The following is an 11,470-nucleotide window of genomic DNA, read 5'->3' on the forward strand; positions in this document are numbered from 1 at the left end:
TGGATGTCCCGCGCCACGGTCAACGTGCTGCTGATCATCTCTGCGCTCTACACGCTGCTGCCGCTGACGTGGCTGCTGTTCGCCTCCACCAAGTCGCTGTCCGACCTGTACTCGACGCCCGGCTTCTCCTTCGCCGGCTTCAACCTGTTCGAGAACATCAGGGCGGTCGCGCAGGAGGGCGACGGCGTCTTCTTCCGCTGGTACCTCAACAGCGTCCTGTACGCCGGGGTCGGCGCGGCGGTCAGCTCGTTCGTCACGGTGATGTGCGGCTACGCCTTCGACAAGTACTCCTGGTTCGCCAAGGAGAAGATGTTCGGGCTGGTGCTGCTCGGCGTCCTGGTGCCGACCACCGCCACCGCAGTGCCGCTCTACCTGCTGGCCTCGAAGGTCGGCGTGGTGAACACGTTCTGGTCGGTGTTCGTGCCGGTGCTGGTCCATCCGTTCGGCGTCTACCTGGCGCGGGTGCTCTCCTCCGGGTACGTGCCCGGCGAGGTGCTGGAGGCGGCCAGGTCCGACGGGGCCGGCGAGCTGCGCACGTTCGCGTCCGTGGCGCTGCCCATGCTGCTGCCCGCGTACGTGACGATCTTCCTGTTCCAGTTCACCGCGATCTGGAACAACTTCTTCCTGCCCCTGGTCATGCTGAGCGACCAGCGGCTCTACCCGCTCAGCCTCGGCCTGTACGGCTGGGAGAAGCAGGGCAACGCCTTCCCCGAGTTCCACAGCCTCGTGATCACCGGGTCGCTGCTGTCCGTGGTGCCCCTGCTGCTGGTGTTCGTGTCCCTGCAGCGGTTCTGGAAGGCCGGGATGACGGCGGGCAGCGTCAAGTGAACGAGCTCTCGGGGGAGAACATGAACAAGCCGGTGACGGTCGTCGCCATGGCCGCCGAGGTCGCCGGGCGCATGCTCACCGGCGAGGTGCGGGCCCGGCTGGCCCGGGTGGCCGACGTGCGGGCCGAGGTCGCCGCGTTCGGCGACGCCGACCTGTCGGAGGCCGAGGTGCTGTTCACCTCGTGGGGGTGCCCGCCGGTGACCGCGGAGGTGCTGGCCCGCGCGCCCCGGCTGCGGGCGATCGTGCACGCGGCCGGCTCGGTCAAGCACCACGTCACCGACGCCTGCTGGGAGCGCGGCATCGTGGTCTCCTCGGCCGCCTCGGCCAACGCCGAGCCGGTGGCCGAGTTCACCCTCGCGGCGATCCTGTTCGCGAACAAGCGGGTGATCGACATCGCCCGCGCCTACCGGGCACGGCGGGCCAACGACGACTGGGACGCCCGCTTCCCCGGCTTCGGCAACTACCGGCGGGTCGTCGGCGTCGTCGGGGCCTCCAGGATCGGGCGGCGGGTGATCGAGCTGCTGCGGCCGTTCGACTTCGAGGTGCTGGTCAGCGATCCGTACCTGGCCGAGGACCTGGGGGCGCAGCCGGTCGGGCTGGACGAGCTGGTCGCCCGCTCCGACGTGGTCAGCCTGCACGCGCCCGATCTGCCAGAGACTCGCCACCTGATCGACGCGGCCCGGCTGGCCGCCATGCGCGACGGCGCCACGCTGATCAACACGGCCAGGGCCGCCCTGGTCGACCAGGACGCGCTCATCGCCGAGCTGACCTCAGGACGGCTGTACGCGGTGCTCGACCACACCGAGCCGGAGTTCCTGCCCGCCGGGTCGCCCCTGTACGACCTGCCGAACGTGCTCGTCACGCCGCACGTCGCCGGTTCGCTGGGCGGCGAGCTGGCCAGGATGGCCGACCTCGCGCTCGACGAGCTGTCCCGGCACGCCCAGGGCCTGCCCTTCGAGCACGGCGTCGAGCCCGACACGCTGTCCCGGTCCGCCTGAAGCCCTCTGAACCGCTCTGAACTGCTCAGAGTTCGCCTGAAACACCCCCGGAGAGTAAACATGCGCCTTCAGTTAGTCGCGGCCCTGGTCGTGGCGGCCGGACTGGTCGCCACCCCCGCGCAAGCGGCCGCCGCCCGGAACTTCTTCGTCGACTGCCAGGCGCCGGACGGCGGCTCGGGGCGCAACGCCGCCGGGCCGCTGAACAGCCTGGCGGACGTCAACGCCATCACCTTCCGCGAGAAGGACACGATCAAGTTCAGGGCGGGGACCGTCTGCGCCGGCCGGCTCGAACCCGTCGGCTCCGGCACGGCCGCGCACCCCGTCGTCTTCACCTCCTACGGCGAGGGCCCCAAGCCGATCATCCAGGGCGACGGCGGCGAGTGGGCCGTGCACCTGGTGGACAACAGCTACCTGACGCTGGAGAAGCTGCACATCACCAACCCGGCGGCCACCACGGCCAAGCGGACCGGCGTGCAGTACAACTCCACCACCCCCGAGCCGAAGGCCGGGCTGGTCCTGCGGGACCTGGAGATCTCCGACGTCGCCGGCTGGGGCAACAAGACCGGGGCGAACGGCTCCTGGTTCTCCTACTCGGCGGGCATCAGCATCCAGGCGCTGCCCGAGGGCAAGGTCGGCTACCTCGACGGCATCACGATCACCGGCAACTACGTGCACGACACGGGCGGCGGCGGCATCAAGATCAGCCGTAAGGGCACCGACTACCACCGGAACGTGCTCATCGCCCGCAACACCATCCGCGCGGTCGGCGGCGACGGCATCGTGGTGCACGCCTCGGACCGGCCGCTGGTGGAGCAGAATCTGTTCGACGAGGGCGGTGCCGGGAAATACCCGTACGTAGACGGAAATTTCGCGGGAATGTGGCCGATCAACTCTGTTGACCCGGTGTTTCAGTTCAACGAGGTGACCCGGCAGCGGCCCACCATCTTCGACTCCACCGCCTGGGACTGCGACGGCGGCATCAAGGGCTCGTGCGTCTACCAGTACAACTACTCGCACGACAACGCCGGCGGCTTCTACCTCGGCTGCCAGAGCTGCACCGAGTTCCCCAACTACAAGGCCACCGCCATCCTGCGGTTCAACATCGCCCAGGACGACTGCCGCATCGCGGGCAACGCCTCCGGCGACAACACCAGCCCGCTGTGGCTGTACAACAACACGTTCTTCTGCCCGTCGCAGAAGCTGGACGTGGCCGTGCCCACCGGCAACTCGAAGATCGTCAACAACATCTTCTACGCGCCGTCCGGCACGCTGCCGGCGGCCCCCGGCATCGGCTACGACTCCAACGTCTACCACGGCGGCGTGGCCGTACCGGCGGCCGACGCCCGCGCGGTGACGGCCGACCCCGGGCTCGCCGCCCCCGGCACCGCCGACGGCGCCACCGACGTGGACGGCTACAAGCTGCTCGAAGGCTCGCCCGCGCTGGCCTCCGGCGCGCTCGTGGACGGCCTCGGCGACCGCGACTACTTCGGCAACCAGGTCGCCGGGACGGTCTCGCGCGGGGCCTACAACGGGCCCGCCGCCGCGCCGGTCGTGGCCGGCTCGGTCGAGGAGGCCTACAACAACGTCGCGGTCAGCTCCGACCTCAACCCCAACGTCGGCGGCTTCTCCACCAGCGGCCGCAGCTACTCCGGCCAGGCGCTGGAGAAGGCGGGCCTGACGCCGGGCCGGACCGTGAACGTGCTCGGCGCCGACTTCGTCTGGCACCGGCGCCCGTACGGCATGACCGACAACGTCAAGGCCGCCGGGCAGACGGTCGCGCTGCCGGGGCAGGGCGCCAGGCTGGTCCTGCTCGGAGCCGGTGGCCTGAAGGCGCGCGAGGGCGTCTTTAAGATCACCTACACCGACGGGACGACCGAGGACAAGACCGTCAGGTTCGGCGACCAGTGGGACGCGACCGCGCCCGCCGGCGGCGTCCTCGTGGCCCGCGCCGACTACCACAACATGACGCAGACCAGCTACAAGAACCCGGCTACCGGGCAGACGCGCGAGTCCGGCGTGTCGGTGTTCGGCTACGCGGTGCCGCTCGACGCCTCCAGGACGGTCGCCACGGTGACCTTCCCGGCGGGCAGCCCGCTGGCGAACGCCGGGTTCCACGTCTTCGACATGAAGATCGCGAGCTGACGCCGTGACGAGCACCCCGGCCACCGGCCGGCCGCGCCGGGCGTCCGGCCCGCGTCCGAGGTTCCCGGCGCGCGGGCGGGTCGTGTGGGCGGCTCTCGCCCTGGCCGGGGTGCTCGCCGGCGGGCTCGCCGCCGGCGTCGCGGTGGCCGGTGAGCAGGCCGGGGGCGGCGGTCCCGCGCGGACGGCGTCCGCGGGCGTGGCCGAGGTGCTCGGGATGCGTCCCGGGGACACGGTCGTCACGTTCGAGGGGGAGCCGGTGAGCGGGGCCGAGGTGCTCAGGGCGGCCGAGACCGTGCGCGCCGAGGTGATCTCCGAGTTCGCCGCCCAGGGGCTCGGCCCCGGTTTCTGGGACCGTCCCCGCGAGGGCGTCACCCCGGCGCGGCGGCTCAGGGAACGGGCGGTGCGGGCCGCCGTGCTGGACAAGGCGCGGCGGATCTGGGCCCGCGAGGCGGGCCTGCTCGCCGACGTCAGCGAGCAGGGGTTCCAGCGCGAGCTGGCCGCCGAGAACGCCCGCCGCGCGCAGGCCGCGCGCTCGGGCCGCCCGATCCCGGGCGTGCCCTCCTACGACCAGTACACCTACGCGCAGGTGCGGGCCGCCGAGCTGGACTCGGCGCTCGGCAAGCTGCACGCGGCCACCCTCGACCTGTCCGAACGCCGCCTGCGCGACCGGTACGCCCGCACCGCGGCCCCCGGCGCGCCCCCTTTCGACCAGGTACGCGACAACATCAGGCGGCAACTCGTCATCGAGGGCTACGAACGGGCCCTCCGGGCGAGAGCCGCCTCATGAGCCGTCCGGCAGCGGACATACAAGGCTGTTCCGGCTCGTACCATCGACTTCTAAGGTCATGGGGAACTGGTTCCAGAGCAACATCGTCACCACAGGACGGCTGCCGCTGTTCTGTTACTTCGTCACGCTCATCGTGGCGTTCATCGCCACCCGCATCAACGTCCGCCTGATCAGGGCCAAGGTCGGCTGGTTCCGCAACGTGAACGTGGGCGAGATGCACATCCACCACGTCGTGTTCGGCGTCGTGCTCATGCTCATCGGCGGCGTGACCGGGCTCGTCGTCAACGGCGCCGCGCAGGCCGGGCAGGTGGTCGCCGCCTGCGTGTTCGGCGTCGGCTCCGCGCTCGTGCTGGACGAGTTCGCGCTGATCCTGCACCTGCACGACGTCTACTGGGAGGAGGAGGGGCGCACCTCGGTGGACGCGGTCTTCATCGCCGTCGCCGTGACCGGCCTGCTCCTCATCGGCCTGCGCCCGCTGACCTGGGACTACGGCACGCCGGTCAACCCGGCGGTGCTGATCGTGGGCAACCTCGCGCTGGCGGTGGTCACGCTGCTCAAGGGCAAGATCTGGACCGGGATGGCGGGGCTGTTCCTGCCTTTGCTGCTCGTGGTGGGCGCCGTGCGCCTGGCCCGTCCCGGTTCGCCGTGGGCCCGCTGGTTCTTCCGCGGCGGACGCTCGCCCCGCAAGCTGGCCACCGCCGTCCACCGTGAGGAACGCTGGCGGCGGCCGGTCATCAGGGCCAAGATCGCCTTCCAGGAGTTCCTGTCCGGGCGGCACGACCTGCCCTCCAGCCGGCGCGGCCGTCGGCATACTTGACCCATGACACCGCTCGCGCCCCCCGTCGCGCTCTGATGCGCTTACCGCCGTTCCCCGAGCGCCTGCTGCGGGCCCTGTCGCCGGCCGGCGAGCGGCACGGGCTGCTGCTGGCCGGCGGCCACGCACTGCGGGCCCACGGCTTCACCGACCGCCTGGTGGAGGGGCTCGACCTGGTGACCGCCGCCGAACGGCCGCTGCCGTCCGCCGCCGACGACGTCGTGGCCGCGTTGCGCGCCGGCGGGCTGGTCGCGCAGGTCGCCGAGAGCGCCGCGTGGGCGGCCCGCCTGACCGTCACGGACCCGGCCGGCGGGCGCGAGGCCGAGATCGTCCTCACCCGCGAGGCGCTGCGCGAGCCCCCGGTCGTGTGCGACGGCCTGCCGGTGGCGGCCCCGGCGGACGTGATCGGGCTGCGGGTGCGCGACCTGCACGAGAGGGGGCTGCCCGCCGACGTCGCCGACGCGGCCTCGGCGGCCCACGTGTTCTCCTTCCGCGACCTCGAACGCCTGGCCGCCGTCCACCTCGACGACTTCTCGCCGCAGGAGCTGCTCATGCGGCTGGAGTTCGTCGAGCTCATGAGCGACGAACGCTTCGAGGCCCACGGCCTGGACGAACGGCACATCGCGGACATCCGCGCCTTCGCCCGCGAGTGGGCCGAGGACATCAAGCTGCGCAGGGCCGACGACGGCGACGCCGACTACGACGACCCCGACCTGCCCGAGGTCGACTGATCCGGCAGGCCCAGGAGCACCGGCGCGAGCGCCGGGCGCTTGCACACCCGGCCGTCGCCCGACGAGCGGCCCCGCAGGCGCCGGGCGATCCACGGCCCGGCGAACGAGCCCAGCCAGCGGGCCTCGGCCGCCGCCGTACGCAGGCGGCCGGGCGGGGGCAGCACGGGCAGCGGCAGGTTCCAGCTGTCGTCGCTGCCGGGCAGCTCCAGCGCGTACGCCACCGCCGCGGCGAACCTGGCGTGCCCCGCCGGGCTGGCGTGCAGCCGGTCGGAGCTCCACAGCCGCGCGTCGGTCACCGCCGTGTCGGGGAAGGTGTCCACCAGCGTCACGCCGTGCCGGGCGGCGGCCTCGCGCACCCGGGCGTTGAGGTCGAGCACGCGCGGCAGCAGCGGCCTGGCCAGCGGCGCGATCCTGCCGATGTCGGGGAACGTCACCGTCACCACCCGCGCGCCCGCCCCGGTCAGCGCCGCGAACATGTGCTCCAGGTCGGCCGCCACGGCGGCGGCGTCGAAACCGGGACGGATGACGTCGTTCATGCCCGCCATCACCGTGGCCAGGTCGGGACGGAGCTCCAGCGCGGCCGGAAGCTGCTCGGCGCGGATCTGGGCGGCCACCCGGCCGCGCACGGCGAGGTTGGCGTAGAGCAGGCCGGGATTGCCGCGGGCCAGGTGCTCGGCCAGCCGGTCGGCCCAGCCGCGGTGGCCGAGGACGTCGTCGCCGTCGCCGAGGCCCTCGGTCTGGCTGTCGCCGAGCGCGACGTAACGGGTGTAGGTCACGGGTTCTCCTCAGGGGTGCGGGCGGCACGCTCGCCGAGCGTCCGGGCGGTGCTCAGGCACCAGTCGCGCATCTCCCGCTCCAGGCGGCAGCCCGCCAGGCAGGACAGGTACGGGCCGACCCGCTCGCCCTCGCGCAGGAACGACTCCTCGTCGCGGTCGCCGCGCAGGCGCAGCAGGGTCTTCTCGAAGAAGGCGAGCTTGGCGGCGGCCTCCCCGGCGCGGTCGAGGAGCTGGGCGATCAGCGGCGCCGGGTCGAGCCGGTCGGCCGCGTGGACCTTGACGGCCAGGTCGTCGCGGAGCAGCAACGGCTTGGCCGGGGCCGCGGCGAAGGCGGCCAGCTCGTCCAGGCCGGCCGGGGTGACGGCGAACAGGCGCTTGTTCGGACGGCCGCGCTGGACCACCTCCCGGCCGGTGACCAGGCCGTCGGCCTCCAGCCTGGTCAGCTCGGCGTAGAGCTGCTGGGGGGCGGCGTACCAGAAGTTGGAGACGCCGACGTCGAAGATCTTGGTGAGCTGGTAGCCGCTGTACTCGCCGTCGAGCAGCGCCGCCAGCACGGCATGCCGCAACGCCATCAGCGACGCTCAAGAACATGACTACTCATGGACATGACTATAGGGCCGCCGCCGATCCCGGTGCCAGGGGGCGGCGATCACCCGTGCGTCTCCTTCTCAAGGAGGAGGCGTCAACGAAAGTTGACATACTTTGGTCGTCAATCTAAGTTGACCCTGGCGCGGCGGTGCGGATCGTGCTGCGCCGTTCGTTGGGGAATTTCGAGAAATGTCGTGAGAGGAGTTGGGGTGCTCAAAGAGCTGCTGGCCTACATCAGGCCGCACCGGAAAGTCCTGATCGCGGGCGGTCTGCTTGGATTGATCGGCTCGGTGGCGGGGCTGGCGATGCCCCTGCTGGCCAAGTACGTCGTGGACGCCTTCGGCGAGGACCAGTCGCTGGCCGCGCCGCTGTTAGGACTGACCGTGGCGGTGCTCGTCGGAGCCGTCGTCTCGGCCGGGGGCAACTACCTGATGGAACGCACCGGCGAGGGCGTCGTGCTGGGCGCGCGGCGCAGGCTCGTCGACCGGATGCTCCGGCTCAGGGTCGCCGACGTCGACCGGCTCAAGCCCGGCGACCTGATGTCGCGGGTGACGAGTGACACGACGCTGCTGCGCGCGGTGCTGACCAACGGCATCGTCGAGTCGGTCAGCGCGGTCTTCATGCTGGTCGGCGCGATCGTCATGATGGCCACCATGGACGGCGTGCTGCTGCTGGTCACGCTGCTCGTCGTGGTGGTGATCGGCGGCCTGGTCGCGCTCATCATGCCGCGCATCCAGCGGGCGCAGACGCAGGCCCAGGAGGCCGTCGGCGAGATGGGGGCCGTGCTGGACCGGGCGCTGCAGGCGTACCGGACGGTCAAGGCCAGCGGCGCGGAGGAGCGGGAGATCGCGGTCGTCGGGGAGGCGGCCGAGCGCGCCCGCGACCGCGGGCTCCAGGTGGCCGGCTGGACGTCGCTGGCCGGCGTGGCGACCTGGATGGCCGTGCAGATCGCCTTCCTGTGCGTGCTGGCCGTCGGCGGGTCGCGGGTGGCGTCGGGCGTGCTGGAGGTCTCGTCGCTGATCGCGTTCCTGCTCTACCTGTTCTACCTGGTGCCGCCGATCGGGCAGCTCGTCCAGGGCGCCGTCCAGCTCCAGAACGGGCTGGCCGCGATGCGGCGCATCAAGGAGATCGAGGACCTGCCCGGCGAGCCGGTCAGCGCCGCCGTCCCGGCCGCCGCGAGCACGCCGGTGGGCCTGCGCTTCCAGGACGTCGTCTTCCGGTACGGCGACGACCGCCCCGCCGTGCACGACGGCGTCACCTTCGAGGTGCCCGCGGGCGGGCTCACGGCGCTGGTCGGGCCGTCGGGCGCGGGCAAGTCCACGGTGTTCGCCCTGCTCGAACGGTTCTACGAGCACCAGGACGGCCTGATCTCCATCGGCGGCAGGGACATCCGCGACTGGCCGCTCGGCGAGCTGCGGGCCGCGCTCGGCTACGTCGAGCAGGACGCCCCCGTCCTGGCCGGCACGCTGCGCGAGAACCTGCTCTTCGCCGCCCAGGACGCCACCGAGGACGAACTGCGCCGCGCCGTCACCCGCACCCGCCTCGACGACCTGGTCGCCCGGCTGCCCGAAGGGCTCGACACGGCGGTGGGCCACCGCGGCGTGCTGCTGTCCGGCGGCGAGCGGCAGCGGGTCGCCATCGCCAGGGCGCTGCTGCGCAGGCCCAGGCTGCTGCTGCTCGACGAGGCCACGTCCCAGCTCGACGCGGTCAACGAGCTGCGGCTGCGCGAGGTCATCGCCGAGGTGGCGGCCGAGACGACCGTGCTGGTCATCGCCCACCGGCTGTCCACCGTCACGAACGCCGACCGGATCGTGGTGATGGAGGCGGGCGGCGTACGGGCGGTCGGCACCCACGCCGAACTCGTCGCGGGCGACGACCTCTACCGCGAACTAGCCGCCACCCAGTTCCTCACGAGCTAGACGAAGCCGGCGGACCGTAGGCGCAGGCTTCGCCTGCCGTCTACGGTGGACCGCTGCGCGTTGAGGACCGTAGGCGCAGGCTTTGCCTGCTGCCTGCGGTGGACCGCTGGACGCGGTCCACCGTAGTCTTCGGGTGACAAAGGTGAATGTGTTCATTCAGGAGGGTCACCATGAGCCGCAGCGTGCGCGCACCGCGAGGCACCACGATCACCGCGAAGGGGTGGCCGCAGGAGGCGGCGCTCCGCATGCTCCAGAACAACCTGGACCCCGAGGTCGCCGAGCACCCCGAGCAGCTCGTCGTCTACGGCGGCTCCGGCAGGGCCGCCCGCGACTGGCCCTCCTTCGACGCCATGGTCAGGACCCTGACCACGCTGGAGGGCGACGAGACGCTGCTGGTCCAGTCGGGCCGCCCGGTGGGCGTCTTCCGCACCCACGAGTGGGCCCCGCGGGTGCTCATCGCCAACTCCAACCTGGTCCCCGACTGGGCCAACTGGGAGGAGTTCCGCCGCCTGGAGGCCGCCGGCCTCACCATGTACGGCCAGATGACCGCCGGCTCGTGGATCTACATCGGCACCCAGGGCATCCTCCAGGGCACGTACGAGACGTTCGCCGCCGTCGCCGCGAAGCGGTTCGGCGGCTCGCTGGCCGGCACGATCACCCTCACGGCCGGCCTCGGCGGCATGGGCGGCGCCCAGCCGCTGGCCGTCACCATGAACGGCGGCGTCGCGATCTGCATCGACTGCGACCCCCGCTCGGTCACCCGCCGCATCGAGCACCGCTACCTCGACGTGCAGGCGGCCTCCCTGGAGGAGGCGCTGCGGCTGGCCTACGAGGCCCGCGACGCGCGCCGCCCGCTGTCCATCGGCGTCGTGGCCAACGCCGCCGAGGCCCTGCCCGAGCTGCTGGCCGGGGGCGCCGAGATCGACATCGTCACCGACCAGACCTCCGCGCACGACCCGCTGATGTACCTGCCGGTCGGCGTCGCCTTCGAGGACATGGCCGCCGAGCGCGACAAGGACCCGGCCGGCTTCACCGAGCGGGCGCGCACGTCGATGGCCCGGCACGTCGAGGCCATGGTCGGCTTCAAGGACGCCGGGGCCGAGGTGTTCGACTACGGCAACTCCATCCGCGGGGAGGCCCAGCTCGCCGGGTACACGCGGGCCTTCGACTTCCCCGGGTTCGTGCCGGCGTACATCAGGCCGCTGTTCTGCGAGGGCAAGGGCCCGTTCCGGTGGGCCGCGCTGAGCGGCGACCCGGCCGACATCGCCGCGACCGACCGCGCGATCCTGGAGCTGTTCCCCGACAACGAGCCGCTGGCCAGGTGGATCGCGCAGGCCGGCGAGAAGGTGCACTTCCAGGGCCTGCCCGCGCGCATCTGCTGGCTCGGCTACGGCGAGCGCAACGTCGCGGGCGAGCGGTTCAACGACATGGTGGCCTCCGGCGAGCTCCAGGCGCCGATCGTGATCGGCCGCGACCACCTGGACAGCGGGTCGGTGGCCTCCCCCTACCGGGAGACCGAGGCCATGGCCGACGGCTCGGACGCCATCGCCGACTGGCCGCTGCTCAACGCCATGCTCAACACCGCCTCCGGCGCGGCCTGGGTGTCCATCCACCACGGCGGCGGCGTGGGGATCGGCCGGTCCATCCACGCCGGGCAGGTCACGGTCGCCGACGGCACCGCGCTGGCCGGGGAGAAGCTCAACCGCGTCCTCACCAACGACCCGGGCACGGGCGTGATGCGGCACGTCGACGCCGGTTACGAGGAGGCCGCCGAGGTGGCCGAGGCCCGTGGCGTGCGCATCCCCATGCGCGAGTCCTGACCCCGCCGTCGCCGTCCCCCGCGCGGCGCGGGGGATGAGAATGCCGGTGGCGCAGTGTTGGAGGTGG

Annotated in this window: 10 protein-coding genes; 8 read left to right on the top strand and 2 right to left on the bottom strand. The window is 72.2% G+C overall.

The window, feature by feature from the left end:
• Window positions 1-3 precede the first annotated feature (3 nt).
• The 6 genes from ACIBQ8_RS29685 to ACIBQ8_RS29710 are packed head-to-tail and all read left to right on the top strand — an operon-like array spanning window position 4 to window position 6,300.
• Window positions 4-828 carry a carbohydrate ABC transporter permease gene (locus tag ACIBQ8_RS29685; protein WP_397170696.1) on the top strand — a complete coding sequence of 275 codons (825 nt, stop codon included), beginning with the start codon at window positions 4-6 and terminating at the stop codon, window positions 826-828.
• The gene (locus tag ACIBQ8_RS29690) at window positions 825-1,826 is read left to right on the top strand and encodes a hydroxyacid dehydrogenase (RefSeq protein WP_397193487.1); all 1,002 of its coding nucleotides are present in this window, start codon (window positions 825-827) and stop codon (window positions 1,824-1,826) included. The genes ACIBQ8_RS29685 and ACIBQ8_RS29690 overlap by 4 nt, the downstream gene beginning before the upstream one ends.
• Before the next feature lie 60 nt (window positions 1,827-1,886).
• Complete coding sequence (locus tag ACIBQ8_RS29695; RefSeq protein WP_397193488.1) at window positions 1,887-3,968, top strand: right-handed parallel beta-helix repeat-containing protein; 2,082 nt, start codon at window positions 1,887-1,889, stop codon at window positions 3,966-3,968.
• A gap of 4 nt (window positions 3,969-3,972) precedes the next feature.
• Window positions 3,973-4,755, top strand: coding sequence for a hypothetical protein (locus tag ACIBQ8_RS29700; protein WP_397193489.1), 783 nt, complete (start codon window positions 3,973-3,975; stop codon window positions 4,753-4,755).
• A gap of 58 nt (window positions 4,756-4,813) precedes the next feature.
• Window positions 4,814-5,572 (top strand): hypothetical protein, encoded by a 759-nt coding sequence (locus ACIBQ8_RS29705; protein ID WP_397193490.1) that lies wholly within the window; start codon window positions 4,814-4,816, stop codon window positions 5,570-5,572.
• Between the two features lie 35 nt (window positions 5,573-5,607).
• On the top strand, window positions 5,608-6,300 hold the full coding sequence (locus ACIBQ8_RS29710) for a hypothetical protein (RefSeq protein ID WP_397169536.1): 693 nt from the start codon (window positions 5,608-5,610) through the stop codon (window positions 6,298-6,300).
• Here the strand turns inward: ACIBQ8_RS29710 and ACIBQ8_RS29715 are convergent.
• Together ACIBQ8_RS29715 and ACIBQ8_RS29720 are read right to left on the bottom strand one after the other, a co-directional pair.
• Window positions 6,267-7,076, bottom strand: coding sequence for an SGNH/GDSL hydrolase family protein (locus tag ACIBQ8_RS29715; RefSeq protein WP_397193491.1), 810 nt, complete (start codon window positions 7,074-7,076; stop codon window positions 6,267-6,269). The two genes, ACIBQ8_RS29710 and ACIBQ8_RS29715, sit on opposite strands and share 34 nt — an antisense overlap.
• A complete protein-coding gene (locus ACIBQ8_RS29720; RefSeq protein ID WP_397169532.1) occupies window positions 7,073-7,648 on the bottom strand; it encodes a PadR family transcriptional regulator in 576 nt (191 codons plus the stop codon). The genes ACIBQ8_RS29715 and ACIBQ8_RS29720 overlap by 4 nt, the downstream gene beginning before the upstream one ends.
• Window positions 7,649-7,873: 225 nt before the next feature.
• Between ACIBQ8_RS29720 and ACIBQ8_RS29725 the strand changes: the two genes are divergently transcribed.
• Both ACIBQ8_RS29725 and hutU read left to right on the top strand, forming a co-directional pair.
• The gene (locus ACIBQ8_RS29725) at window positions 7,874-9,583 is read left to right on the top strand and encodes an ABC transporter ATP-binding protein (RefSeq protein ID WP_397169530.1); all 1,710 of its coding nucleotides are present in this window, start codon (window positions 7,874-7,876) and stop codon (window positions 9,581-9,583) included.
• A 170-nt stretch (window positions 9,584-9,753) separates the two neighbouring features.
• Window positions 9,754-11,403, top strand: coding sequence for a urocanate hydratase (gene hutU / locus ACIBQ8_RS29730; protein ID WP_397169529.1), 1,650 nt, complete (start codon window positions 9,754-9,756; stop codon window positions 11,401-11,403).
• Window positions 11,404-11,470 lie beyond the last annotated feature (67 nt).

It is taken from the genome of Nonomuraea sp. NPDC049646, assembly GCF_044465525.1.
Taxonomy (GTDB): domain Bacteria; phylum Actinomycetota; class Actinomycetes; order Streptosporangiales; family Streptosporangiaceae; genus Nonomuraea.

Excerpts from the sequence above, each read along its gene's own strand:
- ACIBQ8_RS29685 (WP_397170696.1), top strand. The coding sequence starts at position 4 with ATGTCCCGCGCCACGGTCAACGTGCTGCTGATCATCTCTGCGCTCTAC.
- ACIBQ8_RS29695 (WP_397193488.1), top strand. The coding sequence starts at position 1,887 with ATGCGCCTTCAGTTAGTCGCGGCCCTGGTCGTGGCGGCCGGACTGGTC.
- ACIBQ8_RS29720 (WP_397169532.1), bottom strand. The coding sequence starts at position 7,648 with ATGGCGTTGCGGCATGCCGTGCTGGCGGCGCTGCTCGACGGCGAGTAC.
- ACIBQ8_RS29710 (WP_397169536.1), top strand. The coding sequence starts at position 5,608 with ATGCGCTTACCGCCGTTCCCCGAGCGCCTGCTGCGGGCCCTGTCGCCG.
- hutU (WP_397169529.1), top strand. The coding sequence starts at position 9,754 with ATGAGCCGCAGCGTGCGCGCACCGCGAGGCACCACGATCACCGCGAAG.
- ACIBQ8_RS29705 (WP_397193490.1), top strand. The coding sequence starts at position 4,814 with ATGGGGAACTGGTTCCAGAGCAACATCGTCACCACAGGACGGCTGCCG.